Annotated in this window: 31 protein-coding genes; 20 read left to right on the top strand and 11 right to left on the bottom strand. The window is 73.6% G+C overall.

What is annotated here, in order from left to right:
• Positions 1 to 27: 27 nt before the first annotated feature.
• Positions 28 to 918, bottom strand: coding sequence for an FAD-dependent oxidoreductase (locus ACLJPY_RS15235; protein ID WP_410589015.1), 891 nt, complete (start codon positions 916 to 918; stop codon positions 28 to 30).
• Positions 919 to 1,002: 84 nt separating this feature from the next.
• Between ACLJPY_RS15235 and ACLJPY_RS15230 the strand changes: the two genes are divergently transcribed.
• Positions 1,003 to 1,560, top strand: a complete 558-nt coding sequence (locus ACLJPY_RS15230) for a phosphatase PAP2 family protein (protein ID WP_410589013.1) — start codon at positions 1,003 to 1,005, stop codon at positions 1,558 to 1,560.
• Here ACLJPY_RS15230 and zapE read toward each other — a convergent pair.
• The gene (gene zapE, locus ACLJPY_RS15225; protein WP_410589011.1) at positions 1,514 to 2,533 is read right to left on the bottom strand and encodes a cell division protein ZapE; all 1,020 of its coding nucleotides are present in this window, start codon (positions 2,531 to 2,533) and stop codon (positions 1,514 to 1,516) included. The genes ACLJPY_RS15230 and zapE overlap by 47 nt on opposite strands.
• 89 nt (positions 2,534 to 2,622) lie before the next feature.
• On the opposite strand from zapE, the gene ACLJPY_RS15220 reads away from it, so the two are divergent.
• From ACLJPY_RS15220 to ACLJPY_RS15170, 11 genes are all read left to right on the top strand, one after another.
• On the top strand, positions 2,623 to 3,363 hold the full coding sequence (locus ACLJPY_RS15220; RefSeq protein WP_410589009.1) for a pyrimidine reductase family protein: 741 nt from the start codon (positions 2,623 to 2,625) through the stop codon (positions 3,361 to 3,363).
• Positions 3,360 to 3,914: an RNA polymerase sigma factor gene (locus ACLJPY_RS15215; RefSeq protein WP_410589007.1), complete on the top strand. Its 555-nt coding sequence runs from the start codon at positions 3,360 to 3,362 to the stop codon at positions 3,912 to 3,914. Before ACLJPY_RS15220 ends, ACLJPY_RS15215 begins: the two co-directional genes overlap by 4 nt.
• On the top strand, positions 3,914 to 4,330 hold the full coding sequence (locus ACLJPY_RS15210; RefSeq protein WP_410589005.1) for a hypothetical protein: 417 nt from the start codon (positions 3,914 to 3,916) through the stop codon (positions 4,328 to 4,330). The genes ACLJPY_RS15215 and ACLJPY_RS15210 overlap by 1 nt, the downstream gene beginning before the upstream one ends.
• An 82-nt stretch (positions 4,331 to 4,412) precedes the next feature.
• Entirely contained in the window at positions 4,413 to 4,850 is a 438-nt protein-coding gene (locus ACLJPY_RS15205) for an Asp23/Gls24 family envelope stress response protein (RefSeq protein WP_410589003.1), read from the top strand.
• Complete coding sequence (locus tag ACLJPY_RS15200) at positions 4,847 to 5,050, top strand: hypothetical protein (RefSeq protein ID WP_410589001.1); 204 nt, start codon at positions 4,847 to 4,849, stop codon at positions 5,048 to 5,050. Before ACLJPY_RS15205 ends, ACLJPY_RS15200 begins: the two co-directional genes overlap by 4 nt.
• Before the next feature lie 23 nt (positions 5,051 to 5,073).
• Positions 5,074 to 5,250: a hypothetical protein gene (locus tag ACLJPY_RS15195; protein WP_013224542.1), complete on the top strand. Its 177-nt coding sequence runs from the start codon at positions 5,074 to 5,076 to the stop codon at positions 5,248 to 5,250.
• A complete protein-coding gene (locus tag ACLJPY_RS15190) occupies positions 5,247 to 5,594 on the top strand; it encodes a hypothetical protein (RefSeq protein WP_410589000.1) in 348 nt (115 codons plus the stop codon). The genes ACLJPY_RS15195 and ACLJPY_RS15190 overlap by 4 nt, the downstream gene beginning before the upstream one ends.
• Positions 5,595 to 5,596: 2 nt before the next feature.
• Positions 5,597 to 6,133 (top strand): DUF6286 domain-containing protein, encoded by a 537-nt coding sequence (locus tag ACLJPY_RS15185; protein WP_410588999.1) that lies wholly within the window; start codon positions 5,597 to 5,599, stop codon positions 6,131 to 6,133.
• On the top strand, positions 6,130 to 6,729 hold the full coding sequence (locus ACLJPY_RS15180; protein WP_410588997.1) for an alkaline shock response membrane anchor protein AmaP: 600 nt from the start codon (positions 6,130 to 6,132) through the stop codon (positions 6,727 to 6,729). Before ACLJPY_RS15185 ends, ACLJPY_RS15180 begins: the two co-directional genes overlap by 4 nt.
• 27 nt (positions 6,730 to 6,756) lie before the next feature.
• Positions 6,757 to 7,836: an ATP-dependent DNA ligase gene (locus tag ACLJPY_RS15175; protein ID WP_410588995.1), complete on the top strand. Its 1,080-nt coding sequence runs from the start codon at positions 6,757 to 6,759 to the stop codon at positions 7,834 to 7,836.
• Between the two features lie 70 nt (positions 7,837 to 7,906).
• Entirely contained in the window at positions 7,907 to 9,454 is a 1,548-nt protein-coding gene (locus ACLJPY_RS15170; RefSeq protein WP_410588994.1) for an alpha/beta hydrolase, read from the top strand.
• 129 nt (positions 9,455 to 9,583) lie between these two features.
• On the opposite strand, the gene ACLJPY_RS15165 is transcribed toward ACLJPY_RS15170, so the two are convergent.
• From ACLJPY_RS15165 to ACLJPY_RS15150, 4 genes are all read right to left on the bottom strand, one after another.
• Positions 9,584 to 10,753, bottom strand: coding sequence for an RNA polymerase sigma factor (locus tag ACLJPY_RS15165; RefSeq protein WP_410588993.1), 1,170 nt, complete (start codon positions 10,751 to 10,753; stop codon positions 9,584 to 9,586).
• A gap of 4 nt (positions 10,754 to 10,757) precedes the next feature.
• Positions 10,758 to 11,195: a VOC family protein gene (locus ACLJPY_RS15160; RefSeq protein WP_410589222.1), complete on the bottom strand. Its 438-nt coding sequence runs from the start codon at positions 11,193 to 11,195 to the stop codon at positions 10,758 to 10,760.
• Between the two features lie 11 nt (positions 11,196 to 11,206).
• Positions 11,207 to 11,617, bottom strand: a complete 411-nt coding sequence (locus tag ACLJPY_RS15155; RefSeq protein ID WP_410588992.1) for a YciI family protein — start codon at positions 11,615 to 11,617, stop codon at positions 11,207 to 11,209.
• A 137-nt stretch (positions 11,618 to 11,754) separates the two neighbouring features.
• Entirely contained in the window at positions 11,755 to 11,997 is a 243-nt protein-coding gene (locus tag ACLJPY_RS15150; RefSeq protein ID WP_410588990.1) for a DUF2630 family protein, read from the bottom strand.
• 85 nt (positions 11,998 to 12,082) lie between these two features.
• Between ACLJPY_RS15150 and trxA the strand changes: the two genes are divergently transcribed.
• A complete protein-coding gene (trxA, locus tag ACLJPY_RS15145; protein WP_410588989.1) occupies positions 12,083 to 12,454 on the top strand; it encodes a thioredoxin in 372 nt (123 codons plus the stop codon).
• 51 nt (positions 12,455 to 12,505) lie between these two features.
• Here trxA and ACLJPY_RS15140 read toward each other — a convergent pair whose 3' ends face one another.
• Together ACLJPY_RS15140 and pruA are read right to left on the bottom strand one after the other, a co-directional pair.
• Positions 12,506 to 13,435, bottom strand: coding sequence for a proline dehydrogenase family protein (locus ACLJPY_RS15140; RefSeq protein WP_410588988.1), 930 nt, complete (start codon positions 13,433 to 13,435; stop codon positions 12,506 to 12,508).
• Between the two features lie 13 nt (positions 13,436 to 13,448).
• Positions 13,449 to 15,077, bottom strand: coding sequence for an L-glutamate gamma-semialdehyde dehydrogenase (gene pruA / locus ACLJPY_RS15135; RefSeq protein ID WP_410588986.1), 1,629 nt, complete (start codon positions 15,075 to 15,077; stop codon positions 13,449 to 13,451).
• Positions 15,078 to 15,195: 118 nt separating this feature from the next.
• Here pruA and ACLJPY_RS15130 point away from each other — a divergent pair, with 118 nt between their 5' ends.
• Together ACLJPY_RS15130 and ACLJPY_RS15125 are read left to right on the top strand one after the other, a co-directional pair.
• The gene (locus ACLJPY_RS15130; RefSeq protein WP_410588985.1) at positions 15,196 to 16,749 is read left to right on the top strand and encodes a PucR family transcriptional regulator; all 1,554 of its coding nucleotides are present in this window, start codon (positions 15,196 to 15,198) and stop codon (positions 16,747 to 16,749) included.
• Between the two features lie 19 nt (positions 16,750 to 16,768).
• Entirely contained in the window at positions 16,769 to 17,425 is a 657-nt protein-coding gene (locus tag ACLJPY_RS15125) for a maleylpyruvate isomerase N-terminal domain-containing protein (RefSeq protein WP_410588984.1), read from the top strand.
• A 79-nt stretch (positions 17,426 to 17,504) separates the two neighbouring features.
• On the opposite strand, the gene ACLJPY_RS15120 is transcribed toward ACLJPY_RS15125, so the two are convergent.
• From ACLJPY_RS15120 to ACLJPY_RS15110, 3 genes are all read right to left on the bottom strand, one after another.
• On the bottom strand, positions 17,505 to 18,497 hold the full coding sequence (locus ACLJPY_RS15120; protein WP_410588983.1) for an LLM class flavin-dependent oxidoreductase: 993 nt from the start codon (positions 18,495 to 18,497) through the stop codon (positions 17,505 to 17,507).
• Positions 18,498 to 18,533: 36 nt separating this feature from the next.
• Positions 18,534 to 18,926 (bottom strand): DUF6221 family protein, encoded by a 393-nt coding sequence (locus ACLJPY_RS15115; RefSeq protein ID WP_410588982.1) that lies wholly within the window; start codon positions 18,924 to 18,926, stop codon positions 18,534 to 18,536.
• Positions 18,927 to 19,164: 238 nt separating this feature from the next.
• A complete protein-coding gene (locus ACLJPY_RS15110) occupies positions 19,165 to 20,181 on the bottom strand; it encodes a DNA polymerase domain-containing protein (RefSeq protein WP_410588981.1) in 1,017 nt (338 codons plus the stop codon).
• Between the two features lie 45 nt (positions 20,182 to 20,226).
• Here ACLJPY_RS15110 and ACLJPY_RS15105 point away from each other — a divergent pair, with 45 nt between their 5' ends.
• The 5 genes from ACLJPY_RS15105 to ACLJPY_RS15085 all read left to right on the top strand — a co-directional run bounded on the left by ACLJPY_RS15105 (position 20,227) and on the right by ACLJPY_RS15085 (position 24,474).
• The gene (locus ACLJPY_RS15105) at positions 20,227 to 20,889 is read left to right on the top strand and encodes a TVP38/TMEM64 family protein (protein ID WP_410588980.1); all 663 of its coding nucleotides are present in this window, start codon (positions 20,227 to 20,229) and stop codon (positions 20,887 to 20,889) included.
• A gap of 119 nt (positions 20,890 to 21,008) precedes the next feature.
• Positions 21,009 to 22,682, top strand: a complete 1,674-nt coding sequence (locus tag ACLJPY_RS15100; protein ID WP_410589220.1) for a protein kinase domain-containing protein — start codon at positions 21,009 to 21,011, stop codon at positions 22,680 to 22,682.
• Positions 22,683 to 22,735: 53 nt separating this feature from the next.
• On the top strand, positions 22,736 to 23,041 hold the full coding sequence (locus ACLJPY_RS15095) for a hypothetical protein (protein WP_410569727.1): 306 nt from the start codon (positions 22,736 to 22,738) through the stop codon (positions 23,039 to 23,041).
• Between the two features lie 19 nt (positions 23,042 to 23,060).
• Positions 23,061 to 23,483, top strand: coding sequence for a peptide-methionine (R)-S-oxide reductase MsrB (gene msrB, locus ACLJPY_RS15090; RefSeq protein ID WP_410588979.1), 423 nt, complete (start codon positions 23,061 to 23,063; stop codon positions 23,481 to 23,483).
• A gap of 82 nt (positions 23,484 to 23,565) precedes the next feature.
• Entirely contained in the window at positions 23,566 to 24,474 is a 909-nt protein-coding gene (locus ACLJPY_RS15085; RefSeq protein ID WP_410588978.1) for a TIGR04222 domain-containing membrane protein, read from the top strand.
• Positions 24,475 to 24,540: the final 66 nt, after the last annotated feature.

Raw genomic sequence — 24,540 nt, 5'->3', positions numbered from 1 at the left:
TGGATCTTCCGGGACCCACGGGGACGGCTACGCGAGCACTCCGCCCGGCTGGTCGACCAAGGCGGCGACGTCCGCCGCGCAGCCCCAGGCCAGGGTGATCCCCGCGCCCCCGTGGCCGTAGCAGTGCACGACGTCGCCGACCCGCTCCAGCCGCACCGCGCGCCGGAACGGCCGCAGGCCCACCCGGGACCGCAGCACCCGCGCGTCCGCCAGGCGCGGCTCGAGTTCGCGGCAGCGGCGCAGGATGTCCGCCGCCACCGCCGGGTTCGGGTCCGTGTCGCCGCGGCCCGGTTCCTCGGTTCCGCCGCACACCACGTGGCGGCCGTGCGGGATCACGTACGTGACGCCCGGGCCCCGCCCGTCGACGACGAACTCCGGCAGGCCCGGGTCGGTCACGTGCACGACCTGGCCGCCGACCGGGACCATCCCCGGGTCGCCCGCCAGCGCGCCCGCGCCGAGGCCCGCCGCGTTGACCACGACGTCCGCGGACAGGCCCGAAAGCGACGTCAAGGACCGGTACTCCAGCCGCACGCCCAGCTCGCCCACCCGCGCGAGCAGCCAGTCGAGGTACACCGGCGGGTCGACCACCGCCGTCGTGAACGCCACGCCGTCGCCGGCCCGGGCCGGGTCTTCCACCGCCGGGAGCCACCACGGGTCCGGGTCGCCCAGGACGCGGCCGCGGCGGAAGCGCACGCCCGGCGCGTCCTGGGCGCGGAACACCGCGAGGCTCGCCGCCGTCCACCGCACGATCCGCTCGTCCGGCACCCGGATCGGCGGGTACACCACGCCGCCCGCGACCGCCGACGTCGACTCCGGCGGCGGGGCCGCCGCCACGACCGTGACGTCGTGCCCCGCTTCGGCCAGCCGGTACGCGCTGCTCAGCCCGATGATCCCGGCGCCGGTGACCGTGACCCGCATCCGTTCCTCCCGAGTCCGTCCCCCCGCATCGTGACGCACCCGCGACGCCCGGCGTTCCGCAGGGGTCCGGCTACCCTCGCGCGGGTGAGGACGATCGCCGCGGTCTGCGGCCTGCTCGCGCTGCTGCTGGGCCTGCCGTTCGCCGGCGGGACCACGCCCGGCGCGGTCGACGCCGCCGCGGCGGGGGCCGTCGCGCACCTGTCCCCCGGCGTGGTGCGGGTGCTGGTCTTCCCCACCGAGCCGTACGTCGTGCTGGCGCTCGGCCTGCTCGCGGCCGTCCTTTCCCTGCGCGCGGGGCGGCGGCTGGAGGCCGCGCTCACGCTCGCCGTGCCGGTGCTGGCGATCCTGCTGACGAGCTTCCTGCTGAAACCGCTGTACGACCGGTGGAAGAACGGCACCCTGGTCTACCCGAGCGGCCACACGGTGAGCCTGGTGGCCGTGCTGACCGTGCTCGTCCTCGTCACGCGCCGGGTCCTGGTGGTGGTGCTGGCCGCGGTGACCCTGCTCGCCGCGGCGGCCGGGCTCGTCGGCATGGGCTACCACTACCTCACCGACGTGGTGGGCGGCACGCTCTTCGCCGTCGCGGTCGTGCTGGTCAGCTGGCCGGTACGGCGTCGCGAGCCAGTGCCGTCAACCGGCTGACCGCGCGCAGGTACTTCTTGCGGTAGCCGCCGTTCACCATCTCCTCGGTGAACAGCGACGGCAGCGGCTCGCCCGACACGACCAGCGGGATCGCCCGGTCGTAGAGCCGGTCGGCGAAGGCCACCAGCCGCAGCGCCACGTTCTGGTCCGGCGCCGGGTGGATGCCGCGCAGGTGCACGCGGGTGACGTCGTCGAGCAGCCGCCCGTAGCGGGACGGGTGCAGTTCCGCCAGGTGGGCGCACAGCGCGTCGAAGTCGTCCACAGTGGACCCGTCGTGCGCCGCGGCCGACGCTTCCAGCTCCTCCGGCGGAACGGGCGGCGGCGCGTCCGGCAGGCCGCGGTGGCGGTAGTCCGGGCCGTCGACGCGGACCACGCCGAAGCGCGCCGACAGCGTCTGGATCTCGCGCAGGAAGTCCTCGGCGGCGAACCGGCCTTCCCCCAGCTTCTCCGGCAGGGTGTTCGACGTCGCCGCGACGAACACCCCGGCGTCCATCAGCTCCTGCAGCAACCGGGTGACCAGCGTGGTGTCGCCCGGGTCGTCGAGTTCGAACTCGTCGATGGCCAGGATCCGGTGCTCCGACAGCCGCCGGACGGCCTCGGCGAAGCCCAGCGCGCCGACCAGGTGGGTCAGCTCGACGAACGTGCCGTACGCCTTGGGCGAGGGCGCGGCGTGCCACGTCGAAGCCAGCAGGTGGGTCTTGCCGACGCCGAACCCGCCGTCGAGGTAGAGCCCCATCGGCCCGGGCGGCTCCGCGGACCCGCCGAAGAGCTTGAACCGCTTCTTCTCGCGCCGCGCGCCGACCTTCGCCGCGAAGGCCGAGCACGCCTCGACCGCGGCCGCCTGGCTCGGCTCGTCCGGGTTCGGGAGGTAGGTCTCGAACCGGACGGCGTCGAAGCGCGGCGGCGGCACCAGCGCGCCGATCAGCTCGTCGGCGGACAGCTCGGGACGGCGGCCGGTCAGGTGCGCGGGCATGGTCGCAGAGCCTATCCGCGCCCCGGGTGCCGGTGAGCGGGCATATCCCCCGGTAGAGACGTGATTCACGTCCGTGTTGGGATGATCGGGTGCAGAGTGTGTGGCCCGATCGGACGGGCGAACTGACCGGTTCGGACCTCGAACGGCTCTACGCCTATCCGGAGAACCCGGATAGGCCCTGGGTGCAGGTCAACTTCGTCGCGTCCGCCGATGGTGCCGTCGAGATCGACACGACCTCCGCGGGGCTCTCGCACGCGGCCGACCGCAAGGTGTTCCTGCTCGGCCGCGACCTCGCCGACGTGATCCTGGTCGGCGCCGGGACCGCCCGCGCCGAGGACTACCGCGGGGTCGTCGCGGGCCCGAACCGCCTGGAGCGCCGGCGCCGCCTCGGGTTCGCGGGCGTGCCGCCGATCGCCGTCGTGACCCGCACCGCGGACCTCGACCCGGCTTCCCGGCTGTTCACCGAGACCGCGGTGCCCCCGATCGTGGTGACCACGGACACCGCCGACACGCGCGCGCTCGAAGCCGCGGGGGCCGAGGTCCTGCGCGCGGGCACCGGAGACGTCGACCTGCCGCGCGCCCTCGACCTGCTCGCGGCCCGCGGCCTGCGCCGGATCGACTGCGAAGGCGGGCCCGGCCTCTTCGCCCGGCTCGTCGCCGACGACCTCGTCGACCAGCTGTGCCTGACCGTCGCGCCGCTGCTGGTGGCCGGCACCGCGGGCCGGATCGCCGCCGGTGCCGCCCCGGCCGTGCCGCGCCGGCTCGCGCTCGCGTCGGTCCTCGTCGAGGACGGCTTCACGCTCCTGCGCTACCGCCGGGACGCCGGGTGAGCGACGACGCCGAACTGCTCGCCAGGGCCGCGGACGGCGACGACACCGCGTTCGGCGCGCTGGTCCGGGCGCACACGCCCCGGATGTACCGGGTCGCGCTGCGGATCACCGGCAACGCCGCCGAGGCCGAGGACGTCGTGCAGGAGGCGTGGCTGGCCGCGTGGCGGTCCCTGTCCGGGTTCCGGGCCGAGTCGGCGGTGTCGACGTGGCTCTACCGCGTCGTCACCAACAGCGCGCTCGCCGTGCTGCGCCGCCGCCGTCCGACGGTCTCCCTCGACGACCCCGACCCGCAGTCCACTGTGGACAGCGCGCTGCTCGCCGCGGCCGTGCCCGGGCCCGAGGGCCGGGTCGTGCGGGCCGAAGAGGTCGACGCCGTGCTGCGGGCGATCGGCAGGCTCGAGGTGTCCCAGCGGGTGCCGCTCGTGCTGCGCGAGCTGGAGGGGCTGAGCTACGAAGAGGTCGCCGAAGTGCTCGACGTCAACGTCGGCGCCTTGCGCTCCCGGCTGCACCGGGCCAGGGTGGCGCTGCTCGCCGAGTTGAGGGAGCGGTGATGACCGCGACAGAGGATCCCGAGTCCGATCCCCGCTGGGACGCCGTGCGCGCCGCGGCCCGGCGCCGGGTGCCGACGCCGCCCGGCCTGGTCGAACGCGTGCTGCGGGCCGTCGCGCGCGGCCGCCGGACCGCGGTCGACGTGCCCGGCGGGACGGGACGGCTGCGCGTCACCGAAGGCGTCGTCGACCGGCTGGCCCGCACGATCGCCGCCGAGCGGGCCCCGGACGGCGTGCGGGTTTCGGCCGTCGCGGTCGAAGACGGCGTCGTGCAGGTGCTGGTGTCCGTCCGGTTCGGCGTCGTGGCCGACGAGGCCGCCGAGGCGCTGCGGCGCGACGTGACCGCGGAGCTGTCGCGGCAGCTGGGGGTCCCGTCGATCGTCAACGTGCACGTGGACGTCCACCGGGACGCGAATTAGCCCGATCGAGTGACCTTGCGTGAGGGTTCCGGCCCCGAGGGCATCGTAAGGGCGAGTAACCCGCCGAGAGGAGCCCGCACGCATGCACCCGGAACGGACCGAAAGCCCCGGCACGGTGACCCCGCTCAACGAAGAGGGTGCGGCCGGCCGCACCACCATCTCTTCGCTGGTCGTGCAGAAGGTGGCCGGCCTGGCCGCCCGCGAGATCGCCGGCGTGCACACGCTGGGCGGCGGCGGGGTGTCCCGCGCGATCGGCGCGCTGCGCGAGCGCATCCCCGGCTCCGGCACGGTCACCACGACCGGCGTGTCGGTGGAGGTCGGCGAGAAGCAGACCGCGATCGACCTCGACATCGTCGTCGACTACGGCGCCCGCATCACCGACGTCGCCCGCGCGGTGCGGCGCAACGTGATCACCGCGGTCGAGCAGATCACCGGCCTCCAGGTGATCGAGGTCAACATCGCGGTCAACGACATCTTCCTGCCGGGCGAGGAAGAACCTGAATCGACGCGGGTGGAATGAGCGACCGCGCGGCCTTCCGGGCCTTCGTCCGCACGCACCACCCGGACGTGGGCGGCGATCCGGCGGTGTTCGCCGCCGGCCTGGCGCGGTTCCGGCAGCCGGAGTCCCGCTACGACGCGCCGGTGACGTTCGTGGCCCGCCGCCGCGGGATCGCGGCTCTGCTCGTCCGCTTCCGCCGCCGCCCGTCGCGCGTGCGGTGACTTCCCCAGTCCAAGGAGGACATGTGAACGCAACGCAGACCGGGCTCCTGGCCGGGCTGATCCTCGGCCTGGCCGCGACCCAGGGGTTCACCGCGTTCCTGGTGACGCTGGCCGTGGGGATCATCGGCCTCGTCGCCGGCCGGGTCCTCGACGGCGAACTCGACCTCGGCGAGCTGTTCGGCAAGGGCCGCGACAAGTGAGCCCCGCCCTCGACGTGCCGCGCGAGCTCGCCGAACCGGGCGAGCGCGGCAGCCTCACCATCGGGCACGCGGTGGTCCGCAAGGTCGCCCAGCACGCGGCCGCCCAGGTACCCGGCACCGCGCGCGAGGGCAAGGGCCCGAAGGCGAAGGTCGGCGGCCACGACAACGACGTCGACCTCGCGCTGGACCTCGCCCTGCGCTACCCGGCCGCGGTCCGCGCGGTCGTCGGCGACGTGCGCGCCAAGGTGGCCGAAGAGGTCGAGCTGATCACCGGCTACCGCGTGCGGACCCTGGCCGTGACGGTGTCCGCGCTGCTGCCGGCCGCCGCGCCGAGGGTGCGGTAGCCGTGCGCCCGTTCGTCCGCATCCTCGCCACCCTGCTCGGCCTGGCCTTCGCGGCGGCCGGGGCGCTGCTCGCCCTGGAGGTCGGCTGGCACTGGTGGCGCCCGGGCGCGGCGCCGCTGCTCGTGCCGTGGCCGCGCTGGCAGGCCGGGCTCGCGTCACTGGGCTGGGACGCCTACGCGGTGCGCGTCGGCGCCGGCGTGGTCGCCGCCGCGGGACTGGTCCTGGTGGTCTGCGCGCTCGCCGCCGGCAACCGCGCGGTGCGGCTGACCGACCCGGCCGGCGACGTGAGCGTTTCGACGTCCCCGCGTTCGCTGGCCCGGCTGGTCGGGCTGACCGTGCGCGCGCAGGACAACGTCGCCGGCGCGTCGGTCACCGCGAGCGCCCGGCGCATCCGCGTCCGCGCGAAGAGCACCCTCAAAACCGAAGGTCAGCTGCGGCCGCGCCTGCTCGCCACGGTGTCCGCGCTGCTGGACGAGCTCCCGCTGGTGCGGCGGCCGAAGGTGACGGTCGTCGTCGACTCGCCGAAGGACCGCCGATGAGCAGGACGATCGCCGCGAAGGCCCTTTCCCGCTCGTACACGGGAGAACGCACGCTGACGTTCCTGGTCGGGCTCCTCGCCTTCGCGGGCGGGGCGCTGGCCCTGGTGGTCGGGTTCGGCGGGCTCGGGCGGTTCCGCGGCCGCCGCCCGCTCCTCGACCCGATCGCCGTGGACTGGCTCGGCAGCCACGCCACGCCGGCCCGCATCGCCGCGATCGTGCTCGGGGTGCTGCTGTTCGTGCTCGGGCTGCGGTGGGCCCTGCGCTCCCTGCGCCCGGAACGGCGTCCCGACCTCGACCTCGACCGCACGGAGGGCGCGGAACTGGTGGTGACGGCGGCCGCGATCGCCGGCGCGGTCCAGGCGGACGCGGAACAGCTCGACGGCGTCAGCCGCGCCCGCGTGCGCGCGGTCGGCTCCCGCACTTCTCCGGCGTTGCGCATCACCCTGTGGCTGCACGAAGGCACCGACCTCAAGGCGGTGTGGTCGGAGCTGGACACCCGGGTGCTGACCAGGGCCCGCGACTCACTCGGCCTGGCTTCGCTGCCCACCGCGGTCCGCGTGGAACTCGACACGAGCCGGCCCCAACGCGTGCGCTGAGCCGGGCTTTTCCGCAGAATGCGGGGCATGCCCCTACCGCTGCAGCCGCCGCTGAAGCCGATGCTCGCCAAGCCCGCCAAGGCCATCCCGGACTCCGGGGGCCTGCTCTTCGAACCGAAGTGGGACGGCTTCCGCTGCATCGTCTTCCGCGACGGCGACGAGCTGTACCTGCAGTCGCGCGCGGAAAAGCCGCTCAACCGGTACTTCCCGGAGGCCGTCGCGCGGCTGCGGGCGCTCCTGCCGCCGCGGGTGGTGCTCGACGGCGAACTCGTCGTCGCCAAGAACGGGCGGCTCGACTTCGACGCCCTCACCGAACGCATCCACCCCGCCGAAAGCCGGATCACGCTGCTGGCCGCCGAACAGCCCGCCGAGTTCGTCGCCTTCGACGTCCTGGCGCTCGACGACGAGTCCCTGCTGGACGAGCCGACGTCCGTGCGCCGGGACCGCCTCGCCGAGCTGGCCGGCGACCGGTTCCCGCTCACCCCGGCCACCACCGACCCGGAGACCGCGCGGCACTGGTTCGAGCTCTTCGAAGGCGCCGGCCTGGACGGGGTCATCGGCAAGCCGCTCGACGAGCCCTACACCCCCGGCAAGCGCGCGATGCTCAAGTACAAGCACCTGCGCACCGCCGACTGCGTGCTCGCCGGCCTGCGGTGGCACGTCGACGGCGGCCCGGGCGAACTCGTCGGCTCCTTCCTGCTCGGCCTGCACGACGAGAAAGGCGTGCTGCACCACGTCGGCACCGTCGGGTCGTTCCCCAAGGAACGCCGCCGCGAGCTGGCCGAGGAGCTGGCGCCGCTGGTCACCGACGGCGAAGACCACCCCTGGGGCGGCCGGGCCACCGGCGAGGCCCAGCGCATCCCCGGCGGCATCACCCGCTGGCGCGCGACCGAGCACGAATGGGTGCCGCTGCGGCCCGAACGCGTCGTCGAGGTCGCCTACGAGAACACCGAAGGCGGGATGCCGTCGCGGTTCCGGCACAACGCGCGGTTCGTGCGGTGGCGCCCGGACCGCGAGCCGGCGTCGTGCGACTACGGCCAGCTCGACGAGCCGGCCCGCTACGACCTCGACGCCGTCTTCCGCGGCCAGGTCGTGCGGACCCGCTAACCCGCGTCCCACACCGGCCGTGCGAAGCTCGGTGCAGCCTTGATCGACGTTCGACGTGAGGACCCTGCCCGTGCGCCGCGCCCGTACCCGTCTCCTGGTCGCGCTGCTCGCCCTGGCCTCCGCCGCGGGCTGCGCCGCCGGGCCGTCGGTCCGCCCGGCGCTGGTCGAGAACGACGGGAAGACGACCGGCACCACGCCGACCCGCACTCCCGGGGTCCCGTTGCCGCCGCTGGGCGAGCCGCAGTCGCCGACGCTGAAGTGGGCCGACTGCGACGACGACACGCGCCAGCGCATCGGCACCCCGGCCGTGCCGGACAGCCTGCACTTCACCTGCGCCCGCGTCACCGCGCCGCTCGACGCGCCCGGTGAGCCGCGGCGTTCGGTGGTGCGGCTGCTGGCGCTGAAGGCCGGCACCGGGCCGGTGCCGCTGGTCGTGGTCAACGACGTCGACGGCGATCCGGGCAGCGTGTACGCCGCGCGGCTGGCCGCGACCCTGCCGCCGGCGTTCCTCGAGAAGTTCTCGCTGATCGGGCTGGACCGGCGCGGCACCGGCCTGTCCGGCGCCGCCCAGTGCGTCCCGCCCGACATCCGGCACGACCTCATCGACGCCGACCCCGCGCAGGGCGGCCTGGCCGACGTGCTCGACGCGGCCCGCAAGGCCGGCCAGCAGTGCGCCATCGAGCTCGACGACTCCCAGACCGCGCTGGACAGCTGGCGCGGTGCGGGCGATCTCGACGAGCTGCGCAAGCAGCTGGGCATGGAGCGCCTGGACGCGCTCGGCCACGGCGACGGCTCGAAGGTGCTCGCCGAGTACGCGGTGCGCTTCCCCGGCCAGGTCGGGCGCATGGTCCTGGACGGCGTGCCCGACCCGGGCGCCGACACCGCCGCGGTCCTCGACGCGGTCGCCGCCGGCGCACAGTCCACTTGGGACGCTTTCGCCGCGGACTGCGCGGCGCGGCACTGCACCCTCGGCGACCCCAAAGCGGCGCTCCCGGCCCTCACCGACCAGCTGCGGCGCAGTGCGCCCTCGACCGCCGACGGCGTCCAGTTCGGCCCGGGCGTCGCGGTGTTCGCCGTCTACACGGGACTTTCGCAGCGCTCGCGGTGGCCGGAGCTGGCCGACGCGATCGCCGCGGCCCGCTCCGGCGACATCGGCCCGTTGTCCGGGTTCGTCGCGCCGGTGCTGCACGACTCGCGCGCGCAGCCGTCGCGGATCGACGCGACGATCGCGACCCGCTGCAACGACAGCCAGACCCGGCTCTCGGCCGACCAGCTCGACCAGGTCGTGGCCGGCATGCGCAGCAAGTACCCGCAGTTCGGCGCGGTCGTCGCCCAGCAGCTGGCCTGGTGCGGCCCGTGGCCGGTCCGCACCGAGCCGCTGCCGGCGCCGGGCGCACCGGGCGTCCCGCCGATCCTGGTCGCGGCCACCGCGACGGACCCGGTGACCCCCCAGGTCGGCAGCACCCGGGCGGCCGACCAGATGCCGTCCGCGGTGACGATCACCTGGCAGGGCGCGGGCCACGGCGCCCTCGGCGCCTCCCCCTGCGTCACCGACGCGGCCCGCGCCTTCCTGATCGACGGCAAGATCCCCGCCGACGGCACCCTCTGCCCCGCCTAACCCCGTAACTCGCGTGATCGGCCCCGGATCTCGCGTGATCAGAGCCGTGATCGCCGTGATTGAAGCCGGATCTCGTCAGATACGGCTCCAATCACGCGAGTTACGGCTCTGATCACGCGAGTTACGGGCTCAATCACGCGAGTTGCGGGCCTGGTCGCGGGAGTTGCGGGTGTTGAGGCGGGCGGCTTGGCGGGTCAGGTGGTCGACCTCGGCGAGGCTGGACGCCTTGGCCGCGGCCTCGGCGTAGAGCTTCGCCGCCGTCGCGAGGTCGCCGTCGCGCTCGTGGAGGTGGGCCGACACCGCCGCGTAGCGGGGCAGGGCCGGGTCCAGCTCCGCCAGGGCCGCGAGGCCCGCGCGCGGGCCGTCCGCTTCGCCGACGGCCACCGCGCGGTTGAGCCGCACGACCGGGCTGCCGGTGAGGCGGACCAGCTCGTCGTACCACTCGACGATCTGCACCCAGTCGGTCTCCGCCGCGGCCGGCGCGTCGGCGTGCAACGCCGCGATGGCCGCCTGGGCCTGGAACTCGCCCAGCCGGTCGCGGGACAGCGCCCGCTGCAGGACGGCCACGCCCTCGGTGATCAGCGCCGTGTCCCAGCGGGACCGGTCCTGCTCGGCCAGCGGGACCAGGCCGCCGCTCTCCGTGGTCCGCGAGGCGCGCCGGGCGTGGTGCAGCAGCATCAGCGCGAGCAGGCCGGCCACCTCCGGGTGGTCGATCGACGCCGCAAGCTGCCGGGTCAGCCGGATCGCCTCGGCGGCGAGGTCGACGTCGCCGGAGTAGCCCTCGTTGAAGACCAGGTAGAGCACGCGCAGCACGGTCGCGACGTCGCCGGGCTGGTCGAGCCGCACGCCGGACACGGTCCGCTTGGCCCGGCTGATGCGCTGCGCCATGGTCGCCTCGGGCACCAGGTACGCCTGCGCGATCTGCCGGGTCGTGAGCCCGCCGACGGCCCGCAGCGTCAGCGCCACCGCGGACAACGGCGTCAGCGACGGGTGCGCGCACAGGAAGTACAGCTGGAGCGTGTCGTCCACGGCCGCCGCGGGCCCGGGCGCCACCTCGGCCTCGGCGACGTCCTCGCGCTTGCGGCGGGCGGCGTCCGCCCGGGTCGCGTCGAGGAACTTGCGCCACGCCACGGTGACCAGCCAGCCCTTGGGGTCCCGCGGCGAGTCGGCCGGCCAGACGCGCAGCGCCTCGACCAGTGCCTCCTGGACGGCGTCCTCGGCCGCCGCGAAATCGGCTCCGCGGCGGACGAGGATCGCCAGGACGCCCGGGGTGAGGCTCCGGAGCAGGGCTTCGTCCACGACGTCAGCCGATCCGCTCGGCCAGCTCGACGATGATCCCCTCGGGCCCGCGGACGTAGCAGAGCTTGAAGCTGTTCTCGTACTCCACCAGCTCGCCGACGAGCTGCCCGCCGTGCGGCCGCAGCCGCGCCAGGACGCCTTCGACGTCCGACACCTCGAACAGGATGTGCCGCAGCCCGGGCGCGTTCGACGGCGCCTCCGGGTCCCCGCCCGGGCTCGACGGCGCCCGGTACCGGATCAGCTCGAGCTTCCCGTGGCCGTCCGGGGTCCGCAGCATCACCATGTCCGACCGGACGCCGCCGAGCCCGGTGATCCGGTCGACCGCCCGGCCTTCGACCGACATCTCCCCCGCCACCTCGAGGCCGAGCTCGGCGAAGAACGCCTTCGCGGCCTCGAGGTCGCCGACGACGATGCCGACGTGCTCCAACCGTGGCAGAACCATCGTGGTCCCCGTCATTCCGTGATGGTGGGCGGCGCCGCCAGGAACGGGCGCAGTTCGAGCCATTCGTGGATCGGCTCCCCGTTCGGGCCGGGCGCGGCCGAGAGCTCGGCCGCCAGCTCCAGGGCCCGCTCGTAGCTGTCGACGTCGATCACCGTCCAGCCGGCGATGAGGTCCTTGGTCTCGGGGAACGGCCCGTCGGTGACCGGCGGCCGACCCTCGCCGTCGTAGCGGACGAACGTGCCCTCCGGGGCGAGCGCCTGGTGCTCGACGAACTCGCCGGTGGCGACGAGCTTGTCGCCGAAGTCCCGCATGTACTGGATGTGCGCCCGGATCTCCTCCGGCGTCCACTGGTCGATGGTCGTGTCGCAGTTCGCCGGGGCCGGCGCGCCGCGGTAGTGCTTGAGCAACAGGTACTTGGCCATCGTGGTGCTCCCTCGGTGTCGGACGGCCCATTCTGGCCGCTGCCACCCCGGGGACGGAGCCGGTTCGCGGTTCTCGACATCCGGCGGAGAAGTTTTCTGCGGCCGCCCCGGCGCCCGGGGCGGCCGCGCAGCCGGACCTACTGCCGGTAGGACTCCACCTCCGACACCGGGCGGGCCGCGGCCTCGTCCGGGTTCTCGTCGAACTCCGTCTTCGCGCGCCGCTGGCGCAGCAGGTCCCAGCACTGGTCGAGCTGCTGCTCGACCGCGGTCAGGCGGTCCTTGTCGCCGCCGCTCAGCCCCACGCCGACCGAACGCGACCGGAGCTCGTGCTCCTCCGCGATCAGCTCGTCGATCCGGCCCAGGATCTCGCCGTCGGCCATCTGTTCCTCCTCGTCGCAGGTGCTCGGGGTCAGACGCTACCCCGGACCCGGGAATTCCCGCCGGGTCCGGATCGTTGACCAGGGCATGAGCACCGTTGAGCTGACCGCCGAGAACTTCGACCAGACGGTAACCGACAACGAGTTCGTCCTGATCGACTTCTGGGCGAGCTGGTGCGGGCCGTGCCGCCAGTTCGCGCCGGTCTACGAGAAGTCGTCCGAGAAGCACGAAGACATCGTCTTCGCGAGCGTCGACACCGAAGCGCAGCAGCAGCTCGCGGCCGCCTTCGACGTCCGCTCGATCCCGACGCTGGCCATCATCCGGGACAAGACGCTCATCTACGCCCAGCCGGGCGCGCTGCCCGAGGCCGCGCTCGAGGACCTCATCAAGCAGGCCCGCGAGGTCGACATGGACGAGGTCAAGCGCAAGGCCGCCGAAGCCGAGGCCGAACAGGCCTGACCACCACCACACGACGAAGGCCGCCCCGCGGGGGCGGCCTTCGTCGTGTTTTCAGGACTTCGTCGCGAGCCCGCGCAGGAAGAACGCCAGGTTCGCCGGGCGCTCGGCCAGCCGCCGCATGAAGTAGCCGTACCACTCGTCGCCGTAGGGCACGTAGACGCGCATGCGCGCACCCGACGCGGCGATCCGCTGCTGCTCCTCCGGCCGGATGCCGTAGAGCATCTGGAACTCGTGGTCGTCGTCCGTGCGGCCGTTCTCCTCGGCCAGCGCGGCGGCGATCCCGATCATCCGCGGGTCGTGCGAGGCCACCATCGGGTAGCCCTGACCGGCCATCAGGACACGCAGGCAGCGGACGTAGGACTTGTCCACTTCGGACTTCTCGCCGAACGCCACCGACTCCGGCTCGGCGTAGGCGCCCTTGCACAGCCGCACCCGCGAGCCGGGCCCGGCCAGGTCCCGGCAATCCTGCTCGGTGCGCCGCAGGTAGGCCTGCAGCACCGCACCCACCCACGGGTACTCGCCGCGCAGCTCGCGCAGGATGCCGAGCGTCGAGTCCGTGGTGGTGTGGTCCTCCATGTCGAGCGTCACGGTGGCGCCGACCGCCTCGGCCGCCGCGCAGATCTTCCGCGCGTTCTCCAAGGCGACGTCCTCGCCGTTCGACGGCAGGAACTGCCCGACCGCCGACAGCTTCACCGACACGTCGGCACCGGAAGCCAGGCCCTCCGCGGCCAGCGCCGACAGCACGGCTTCGTAGGCCGCGACGGTCGCCGCCGCCTGCGCGGCGTCGGTGGTGTCCTCGCCCAGGTGGTCGAGGGTGATCCGGCGGCCGTCCGCGGCCAGTTCCCCGGCCACGCGAACGGCGTCGGCGGTCTCGGACCCGGCGACGAACCGGCGCACCACGGAACGCGTGGCGGGCACGGCCTCGACGAGCCGCCGGACGCCCGTCGACCGGGCGGCGGCGAGCAGCGGGGCACGCAACATGACGATCTCCCTCTCAGCCCTGGTGCGGGTAACGCACGCTGGTCGGCGGCACGAAGGTCTCCTTGACCGAGCGGGGGCTCGTCCAGCGGAGCAGGTTGAAGATCGAGCCGGCCTTGTCGTTGGTGCCCGAGGCCCGCGCCCCGCCGAACGGCTGCTGGCCGACGACGGCGCCGGTGGGCTTGTCGTTGACGTAGAAGTTGCCCGCGGAGAACTTCAGCGCGTCGGACGCCTTCGCGACGGCCGTGCGGTCGTTCGCGATGACCGCGCCGGTCAGCGCGTACGCGGCGGAGGAGTCGATCAGCTTCAGGACGTCGTCGAAGCCGCCGTCCTCGTAGACGTGCACCGACAGGATCGGGCCGAAGTACTCGGTCGAGAAGATCTCGTGCTTCGGGTTGTCCGAGACGAGGATCGTCGGCTTGACGAAGTACCCGACGCTGTCGTCGGCGGTGCCGCCGGTGAGGACCTCCACCGAAGCGTCGTTCTTCACCCGGTCGAACAGGTCCGAGTGCTTGGTGAACGCGCGCCGGTCGATGACCGCGCCGCCGAAGTGCGACAGGTCGGTGACGTCGCCGTAGGACAGCGCCTCGGTCTCGGCGACCAGGCCGTCCTTGAGCTCGTTCCAGACGCTGCGCGGGATGTACGCGCGCGAAGCGGCGGAGCACTTCTGGCCCTGGTACTCGAACGCGCCGCGGACCAGCGCGGTGCGCAGGACGTCGACGTCGGCGGAGGCGTGCGCGAGCACGAAGTCCTTGCCGCCGGTCTCGCCGACCAGCCGCGGGTAGCCGCGGTAGCCCGCGATGTTCGCCCCGACCGTGCCCCACAGGTGCTGGAACGTCGCGGTCGAGCCGGTGAAGTGGATGCCGGCCAGGTCGCGGTGGGTCAGCGCGACCTCGGAGACGGCCTTGCCGTCGCCCGGCAGCAGGTTGATCACGCCCGGCGGCATGCCCGCTTCTTCGAGCAGCCGCATGGTCAGGTGCGCGGCGAACGACTGCGTCGGCGACGGCTTCCACAACACGGTGTTGCCCATCAGCGCGGGCGCGGTCGGCAGGTTGCCGGCGATCGCGGTGAAGTTGAACGGCGTGATCGCGTAGACGAAGCCTTCCAGGGGCCGGTGCTCCATCCGGTTCCACACGCCCGGCGAGCTGATCGGCTGCTCGGCGAGGATGCGGCGGCCGAACTCGACGTTGAAGCGCCAGAAGTCGGCGAGCTCGCAGGCGGAGTCGATCTCGGCCTGGGTCGCGGTCTTGGACTGGCCGAGCATGGTGGCGGCGTTGAGCGTGGCGCGCCACTTGCCGGTGAGCAGGTCGGCGGCGCGCAGCAGGATGGCGGCGCGGTCGTCGTACGACAGCGCGCGCCACTCGGGCGCGGCCTTCGCGGCGGCGGCGATGGCGTCGGTCGCGTCCTGCTGGGTGGCGCTGTGGATGGTGCCGAGGACGTGCGCGTGGTTGTGCGGCTGGACGACGTCGATCTGCTCGCCGCCGCCGGGGCGCTGCTCGCCGCCGATGGTGACGGTCAGGTCGACCGGATCCGCCTGGCCCAGCCGCTTGAGCGCACCCTCGAGTTCCGCGCGCTCAGCGCTGCCCGGTGCGTAGGTGAGCACCGGCTCGTTCGTCGGGGCGGGGGTCTGGGTCACGGCGTCCACGGCGGCTCCTCTGCTCTTCAGTCCTGGTGCCCCGAACGGTAACTCCGGACACGTTCTGGAGGCTTGTCCGATCGGCTAAAATCGATCGGGTGATCTTGGCCGATCGGATAACGCCACCGTGACGTCGCTGCGCCACGTCCTGGCGACGCTGGGCGAGCCGCTCGTCGAGGTCGTCGTGGCCCCGCACGGCCTCGGCGTCGACGTCACCGACGTCGTCATCCTCGACCCCGAGGACCCGCTGGAGGCCTCCCCCGGCGACCTCGCGCTCGTGATCGGCGCCCGCGGCCGGGCGGCGGCGCCGGCCATCCGCGCGGCCGGGCGCGGCGGCGCGGCCGCGGTGGCGGTCAAGGGCGGAACGGGTGCCGACGTCGCCGCCGACGCCGGCGTCGCGCTGCTCACGGTCGGCGCGGAGGCACGCTGGGAGCAGGTGGAAGCGCTGGCCCGCGGGGTCGTCGAGGCCGCCCGCGCGGGCGGCGAGGCGGCCAGCGGCGAGGTCCTCGGCGACCTGTTCGCCCTGGCCCAGACGATTGCCACGCTCACCGGCGGCCTGGTCAGCATCGAGGACACGGCGAACCGCGTGCTCGCCTACTCCCGGGCGGGCGACGAGGTCGACGAGCTGCGGCGGCTGTCGATCCTCGGCCGCGAAGGCCCGGAACGCTACCTCGCGATGCTCCGCGAATGGGGTGTCTACCAGCGGCTGCGCGCGGGCGAAGGGATCGTCCGGATCGACGAGCGGCCCGAGCTCGGCATCCGCCGCCGCATCGCCGCGGGCATCCACGCGGGCAAGCAGCCGCTCGGCACGATCTGGGTCCAGGAGGGCGCCCAGCCGCTCACCGACCGGGCCGAGACGGCCCTGCTCGGCGCGAGCCGCACCCTCGCACCGCAGCTGATCCGCGCCCGGACGCTGCCGAGTCCCGAGCTGCGCCTGCGCGAAGACCTCCTGGCCAGCCTCCTGGAGGGCCGGCTGGACGCCGAGTCGGTCGCCGACGACATCGGCGCGGACCCGGCCCGGCCGGCGCAGGTGCTGGCGTTCTCCCTGGAACGGTCCGGCCACCGGCAGCTGCGCCGGGCCGAGCTGGTCCACCTGATCGCCGTCCACACCGCGGCCTACCGGCGCAGCGCGCTGGTGAGCGTGATCGGCGGCCGCGTCTACGCGCTGCTGCCGGACCTGCCCGAGCACTCGGACGCGGCGGTGCTGGCCCTGGCCCGCGACATCACCGCCACGGCCCGCCGTCATCTGGACGTCCCGGTCCGCGCGGCACTCGGCGGCGTCGTACCGCGGCTCTCGGAGGCCGCGGCGTCCCGCGGTGACGCCGACCGCGTCCTGGCGGCGATGACGCGCGGGCACTGGGCCGCCGACGTCGCTTCGCTGGCCGACGTCCGCGCCGAGGTGCTGCTGTCGGAGGTGCTGGCGTACCTGGGTTCGCAGCCGCGGATCCGCGACCCGAGGCTGACGGCGCTGGTGGAGCACGACACCGAGCACGGCGGGATCCTGGTGCCGGCCGTGCTGGCTTGGCTGAACGCCTTCGGGGACGTCCGGGCGGCGGCCCGGGCGCTGAACATCCACCCGAACACGGTCCGGTACCGCGTCCGGCGCGCGGCCGAGGTGTCCGGAATGGACTTCGACGACCCGGCTCAGCGGCTGCTTACGGAGCTGCAGCTGCGGCTGTGAGGGTGCTAGCTTCGCGCGCGTGGAGCTGTTCTCACGCACGTGGGCGGCGTTGCGGGCCGCGGTCGCCTCGCTGCCCGGCGCCGAGTTCGCGAAGCCGTCCGGCTGCCGGGGGTGGCTGGTCCGGGACCTGGTGTGCCACCTGGTGATCGACGCGCAGGACGTGCTGATCACGCTGGCGACCCCGGCGTCCTCGGCGGTGACGCACGACGCGATCACGTACTGGGCGGTGTCTTCCTCGCTTCCTTCCGGCGAAGACCCGCTGTCCGCGCTGATCGTCCGCTTGGCGGCGGCGTACCAGGACCCGGCGTTGCTCAAGTTCCACCTGGACGACGTGGGCGCGGCGGCGGGCCGCGCAGCGGACCTGGCGGACCCGGGAACGCGGGTGGCGACGCAGGAGATGGTGTTGACGGCGGGCGACTACCTGTCGGCGTACGTGCTGGAGTGGACGCTGCACCACCTGGACCTGGTGGCGCACGTGCCGTCGGTGGCCGGGCCGCCGGCCGAGGGCCTGGCGCGGACCCGGGCGATGCTGGAGCAGGTCGCGGGGGCGGGGTTCCCGGCGTCGATGCCGGACGAGGACGTCCTGCTGGTGGCGACCGGCCGTCGCGCGCCGACGGAGGCGGAGACGACGGCGCTGGGTCCGCTGGCCGCGCGGCTGCCGTTCGTGCTCGGGTGAGGCAGTCACCCGGGAATCGCAGTACCCGCATGCGTCACCGTAATTCTCCGACGCGATATCCGAGAATCAGGAAACACTTTTACGCTAGCGCGGGAAGCTCCGCCAACCGGGCCAATGCGGCGAAAGAATCGAACCGCGCCGACTGGTCGTACGCGGCGGTGGTCGCGAGGAATTCGTCGGCATCCGTGAGCGCGGCCAGCCGGCCCAGCCGGTCCTCGACTTCGGACGGCGTCCCGGCGATCTGACCGTCCAAAGTCTCCTCGAGGCGCCGGCGTTCGCGGTCGGTCATCGGTGCCGCGAGGACGTCGCCGGGCGGGTCCAGGGGCGGGAAGACGCCGTGGGAGCGCGAGTACACCGTCGCCCAGGCTTCCGAGACGAGCAGCCGGCGCGCGTCGGCCGCCGAGTCCGCCACCGCGATCGCCGTCGACACCACGACGTACGGCTCGCGCGCCCACTCGGACGGGCGGAACCCGTCCCGGTAGCGCGACACGGCGTCGGCCAGTGCCTGCTCGCCGCGCACCGGGGCGATGACCAGCGGGAGCCCGAGTTCCGCGGCGAGGTCCGCGCCGGATCCGGTGGCCAGCAGGAACGGCGGCACGCGGAGTCCCTCGGCCGGGTAGGCGTGCACCCCGGGGTAGGCGTGCTCCCCGGTGAAGAACCCGAGCAGTTCGCGGACCTGCGCGCCGAAGTCGCCCGCGGCCTCCTTGCCGTGCCCCAGCGCCGATCGGACGCCGCCGGTGAAGCCGACGGACCGGCCGAGGCCCATGTCGATCCGGCCCGGGTGAAGCGCTTCCAGGACGCCGAACTGCTCCGCCACGACCAGCGGGCGGTGGTTCGGCAGCATCACGCCGCCGGTGCCGACGCGGATCCGGCTCGTCGCCCCCGCGACAGCGGCGGCCAGCACGGTCGGCGCGGACCCGGCGACGCCGGGCACGCCGTGGTGTTCGGACACCCAGAACCGGTGGTAGCCCAGCCGTTCCACGCCGGCGGCGAACGCGACGGTGTCCCGCAGCGCCTGCGCGGGCCCGCGGTCCCGCCGCACCGGCGACCGGTCGAGCACGGAAAACCTCACGCCGGGTGCAACGCCCGCCGTCCGGCGGGATTCCCGTCAGGGGCGCCAGCGCTCGCTGTACTCCGGGTGGTCGGCGTAGGGCAGGGCCAGCAGGCGCAGCGTGAGGCACCAGTTGGAGCCGGCCTCGTCGGCGGGCACGTGGCAGGTGTCACACCAGTATTCGCTGCCGTAGAGCGGAAAACCGGGCACCTTCTCCGACACCGTGGTGCGGTGGGCGAGCAGGATCCGCCGGGTCGCCTCGATCTCGTTGATCATCTGGTTGACGACGTCGAGTTCGAGGTCGGTGAGCCCGCGGATCTTCTGCTCCACGGCGACCTTGGTCTCGCCGCGGTTCATCGTCTCACCGGTCTTGGCCTTGTTGACGGCCTGCATGATCAACGCCTGCCGCGCGCCCACGCGCGCCGCGAGGAAAGCGATCAGGTCGTCCACGAACGGCCTCCTTCCTCGGACCCGCTCCCCGATGGTCCCGGGGAGTCGTCGATCCGGAACCGCACGTTACGCCGTCGGAGACCAAGATCGTGACACGAGCTCGGGCCGTGCAACATTTGTGACCCGAAAGGCGACAGCGGGCGCTTGGGTGATCACTCGCCGTCCCGCGGTTGGGGCATTCGGCGCAGCTCGGCTGAACATTTTCGCGCCCGCCGTGGTTTTTGTTACCCGGGAACCATCACTCGGGCCGGGCCTTGCTCGGCTGGACCCGCTTCGGCTCCCCCGGCATCTTCGGGTAGTCCGGCGGGTACGGCAGTTCACCCAGACCGTGGTCCCGCAGGTCCCGCTCGTACCACTCCAGCGCCGTCTCCAGGCCGAACGGCGTCTCCTCCATGCCCGCGTGCAGGTCGCCGTGCTCCTCGAGGAACGCAGGGATCGTCAGCACGTCGAAGTCGTCGGCGTCCACCTCGCTTAGCAGGTCCCACGTCAGCGGCGTCGACACCGTCGCGCGCGGGGTCCCGCGGACCGACCACGCCGAGGCCACCGTCCGATCGCGGGCCGCCTGGTTGTAGTCCAGGAACACGCGGCCGCCGCGCTCCTCCTTCCACCAGGAGATCGTCGCTTTGTCCGGGATCCGGCGCCCGACCTCGCGGCCGAGTGCGATCACCGCGTGCCGGACCGCGACGAAGTCCCACTCCGGCCGGATCCTGACCAGCACGTGCACCCCGCGCCCGCCGGACGTCTTCGGCCAGCCCGTCAGGCCCGCGTCCGCCAGGACGTCCCGGACCACCAGCGCCACCTCGACCGCGTCCGCGAAGCCCGCGCGGTCCGGCGGGTCGACGTCGATGCGGAGCTCGTCCGGGTGGTCGACGTCGGCGCGGCGGACCGGCCACGGGTGGAAGTCGAACGTGCCCAGGTTGGCCGCCCACGCGAACACCGCCGGCTCGGTCGGGCACACCTCCGCGGCCTTGCGGCCCGACGGGAACGTGATCTCCGCCGTCGACACCCACGAAGGTGCCCCCTTCGGCACGCGCTTGGCGTAGAACCACTCGCCCTCGACGCCGTCGACGTACCGCTTCAGCGTCGTCGGCCGCTCGCCGATCGCGCGCAGCAGCGGGCCGCCCACCGTGATGTAGTGCTCCACCACCTGCCGCTTCGTGATGCCGCGCTGGGGGAAGTACACCTTGTCGGGGTTCGTGACGCGGACCGTGCGGCCGCCGACCTCGTACTCGACCGGGTCACCGTGCTTGGGCATGCGGCCACGCTAGCGGCAAGCAGCCCGGCCGGTAGGCTGGAGCGGGTGTCCGGCCGCACCAAAGTGATCGTCGCGTTCGCCGTGCTCGCCGTCTTCGCGGCGGCCGCGGTGCTGCTGCCGATCCCGGGGCCGGCCGAACTGCGCGCCTGGGCCGCCGCCACCGGGCCCGCCACCCCGCTCCTGCTGCTCGTCGCGTACTCGCTGCTGACCGTCGCGCCCGTCCCGCGAACGGTGTTCAACCTCGCCGCCGGCCTGCTCGTCGGCACCGCGGCCGGCATCGCCATCGGCCTGGTCGCCACCACGATCGCGGCGGCCATCTCCTTCGGCCTGGCCCGCCTGCTCGGCCGCGACCTGGTCACCCGGCACCTGCACCGGTCCGCGGTGCGGACGGTCAACGACCGCCTGGCCGGCGGCGGCGTCCTCGCGATCACGTCGCTGCGGCTGATCCCGGTGGTGCCCTTCGCGCCGTTCAGCTACCTCTGCGGGGTGTCCTCGGTGCGGCTCGTCCCCTACCTGGCCGGTACGCTGCTCGGGAGCGTGCCCGGCACGGTCGCCGTGGTCGTCCTCGGCGACGCCCTGACCGGTGACACGCCGCCCGCGCTGCTCGCCTGTTACGGCGTGTTCGCGCTGGCCGGGGCGATCGGCCTGGTCAAGGTGTTCAAGAAGCGGGCACCCGCCGAACCGCAGCCCGCCGGACCGGCTGGCTGACGCGAACTCCGGCGCGGCCGACCGCTACACTCGATCGGGTGCGCGAAGCGGTAACGCGCTGAGCAGGGCCACCACCACCGGGAATTTCGTCAGGAGCAGTCGCCATCGACACCGGTCAGCTGATCGCGGGGCACTACCGCCTCGTCGAGCACATTGGTAGCGGTGCCATGGGTGTCGTGTGGCGCGCCACCGACGTGCGCCTCGAACGCACCGTCGCGATCAAGCAGATCCTGCCGCAGCCGGGCGTCTCGGAGACCGAACGCGACAACATGCGCCAGCGCGCGATGCGCGAGGCGAAGAACGCGGCCCGGTTCCAGCACCCGAACGCCATCGTCGTCTTCGACATCGCCGAGCACAACGGCGACCCGTGCCTGGTGATGGAGTACCTCAACGGGCCCAGCCTCTCCACGATCCTCTCCGAAGAGGGCACGCTGCCGCTCGGGCGGGTCGCCCGGATCGGCGAGCAGGTCGCCTCCGCGCTGGTGGCCGCCCACCGCGCCGGCATCGTGCACCGCGACGTCAAGCCGGGCAACATCCTCATCGACGAGACCGGCACCGCGAAGATCACCGACTTCGGCATCTCGCGCGCGGCCGGCGACATGACGCTGACGGCGACCGGCCTGATCGGCGGCACGCCCGCGTACCTGGCGCCCGAGCTCGCCCGCGGCGCCGACCCGGTGCCCAGCTCCGACGTCTTCGCCCTCGGCGCGACCCTCTACCAGGCGATCGAGGGCACCACGCCGTACGGCAACACGACCAACCAGCTCGCCCTGCTCTACGCGGCGGCGAACGGCCAGATCAACCCGCCGGTGCAGGCGGGCGCGGCCACCGCGCTGCTGATGAGCCTGCTGCGCAGCGAGCCGGGCGAGCGGCCGAGCATGGCCGAGGCCCGCGAACGGCTGGCCGCGCTGGCCCGGACCGAGCCGGGCGGCATGACCGCGTCGCCGCCGCTGCTCTCCGGCGGCGGGGGCCGCCAGCCCGCCGCCCCCGCGGCCACCGACGACGGCGAGCGGCCGCCGTGGCAGCGCACCGCGAGCAAGGCGCCGTCCTCCCCGCCGGTGGGCACACCCGTGCCGTCGAGCAAGGCCGCGTCGAGCAAGGCCCCGGCGAACCCGCCGCGTCCGACGGCGGCGTTCATGCCGATGCGGTCCCCGGCCGCCCCGCCGAACACCCCGCCCAGACCGGTGCCCGCGGCCGCGCCGACGGCCAGGGCCCCGCAGTACTCGTCGAACACCCCGAAGCCGGACAACAAGCGCAAGTACGCCCTGTTCGCCGGAGCGGGCGCGGCGGTCGTCGTGGTCGCGGTGATCGTGTTCCTGGTCCTGAACTCGGGCAACGGCGGTTCCGGCGGCAACCAGATCGCCCAGTCGCCGGGGAGCCAGCCGACGACGAACAAGACCGTGCCCAGCACCGGCAAGACGAGCGGGACGAACGTGCCCGCGAGCCTCGGCAGGACGCCGTCGGACACGCCGGTCACCAACTTCAGCACGGCCGGTCAGCTGGTCATCGACTACTTCAGCGACCCGGCCGCCCACTGGGACATGCTCACCCCGGCCGCCCAGCAGGTGTACGGCGACCAAGAGCGGTACCAGGCGTACTGGGCCGAGAACAAGAAGAACATCAACGGGCCGAACAAGGCGCACGCCGACTCGGGCGGCACCGAATCCGACGGCTCGCTCGTCATGAACGTCAACGTCGGCGGCAGCCGGCCCGGTTTCCGGCTGGTCAACGTCGGCGGCCGGACCCTGATCGACGCGGACACGCGGCTCGGCTCCACCGGTTCGAGCAACTGAGACGTAACGCGCGTCCGGTGGGCTGAACGGCGCGGATGGCCTACCGTGGTGGCATGGCCGACGACGGAGCTTCGCTGCCGGGCCAGAATCCTCGCTTCCACGAGGACCTGGTCGGCCTGGACCCGTACGACCCGGAGGCGCGGGCGTTCGCCGAGCACCTCGACCGCATCGAGCGCTGCGGTCCGAACTTCACCATCGAAGCCGCCCTCGACGGCGTCGCGGACTTCGCCGACTCCAGCAACCGGCTCGGCGGCCTCCGGTACTGGGTGGCCGCCCTGATCGTGGTCCTCATCGTGCTGGGCGTGATCGTGACCGCATGGGACATCGTCGTGCACGCCCTCGCCTGGCTCGCGGCGTAACGTGGATCGGGTGAAAGGTATGAAACCCGTTGTCGGCGCGACCCCGCGCGTCGTGAAGTCCGAGCAGGAATGGCGGGCGCAGCTCAGCCCCGACGAGTACGCCGTGCTCCGCCAGGCGGGGACCGAACGGCCGTTCACCGGTGAGTACACCGACGTCAAGACCACCGGCGTCTACGAGTGCCGCGCCTGCGGTGCCGAGCTCTTCCGCAGCGACACGAAGTTCGAGAGCCACTGCGGCTGGCCGTCGTTCTACGACCCGGCCGACTCCGACGCCGTGCTGCTGCGCGAAGACCGCACCATGGGCATGAAGCGGATCGAGGTGCTCTGCGGCTCCTGCCACAGCCACCTCGGGCACGTCTTCGAGGGCGAGGGCTACCCGACCCCGACCGACCAGCGGTACTGCATCAACTCGATCTCGCTGAAACTGGTGCCCCAGCCGTAACAGCCTAAATCCTCCTTAAGCGGACAACCTGCCGCCCTCCCTCGAACGTAGTCTCCGCACACGGACGAGGGAGGGCGGACTCATGACCGACACCTGGGGCATTCCCGGACCGGTGTTCACGGGGCTCTACCTGGGCTCGCTGCTGGCGGTGGGGCTGTACGGCGTCGTGCGCGGCAGGCGGATCTCGCAAGGGGAGGCCGGCCAGGCGCCGGAGCGGCCCGAGGAGTTCGCGCTGCTGGCCGGTGGGCGGGACCGGCTCGCCGACTTCGTCGTCGCGTCGCTGCTGGAGCGCGAGTTCGTCCGCATCGACGGCACGGGCAAGCTGCACCGCGTCCGCGGCACGGCGCCGGACGAGCTCGGCCGCGCCGCGCTCGCGCGCGTCGGCAAGTCCGGCACCTCCGTCGCCCGGGTGCGCGACGAGGTCGTGCAGCACGCGTCGGTGGCCGGGCTCGAGGCCGGGCTGGCCGCGCGCGGCCTGCTCACCGACGTCCGCGCGGTCCGGCGGATCTGGGCGGTCATGGCGGTCGCGTACGGCCTGCTGGGCGTCGTCGGCGCGGTCCGCCTGGGCGCTGGGTCGGCCGCAGGCCACCCGGTCGGCTACCTGATCCTGCTGCTGGTCGTGACGTCCGTGGCGCTCATCGTCACCGCCGTCTGCGCCTTGAACCGGCCGGCGGTCAAGATCACCGCCGCGGGCCGCGCCGCCCTCGAGAAGGTGCGCCGCGCGGGCACGCTCACGGCCGGCGCGGTCGGCACCGTCGCGTCACAGGGTCTGGGCGCGCACCCCGACAAGGACGTCCGGCTCGCCGTCGGCCGGGCCGTGCAGCAGGCGGCCGCACAGGTGTACCGCCGTCCCCGCAGCAGCCGGTGGGCGGCCGCCGGCGGCGCGGGCGCCGGCTACTACGGCGGCGGTTCGTGCAGCAGCGGCAGCTCGTGCGGCGGGGGCGGCAGCTCCTGCGGAGGAGGCGGCGGCGGCGGAGGTTGCGGCGGTTGAAACGCCGACGCCACCGCGTGCGTCAGACAGCTACGGTAACCGCGACGAACTGAGGGGAGACGGGCG

The sequence above is a fragment of the Amycolatopsis sp. lyj-23 genome, assembly GCF_046549135.1.
Classification (GTDB): Bacteria; Actinomycetota; Actinomycetes; order Mycobacteriales; family Pseudonocardiaceae; genus Amycolatopsis.
Note: the sequence above shows the minus strand (reverse complement) of the source record. Positions and strands in the feature narration are given on the sequence as shown.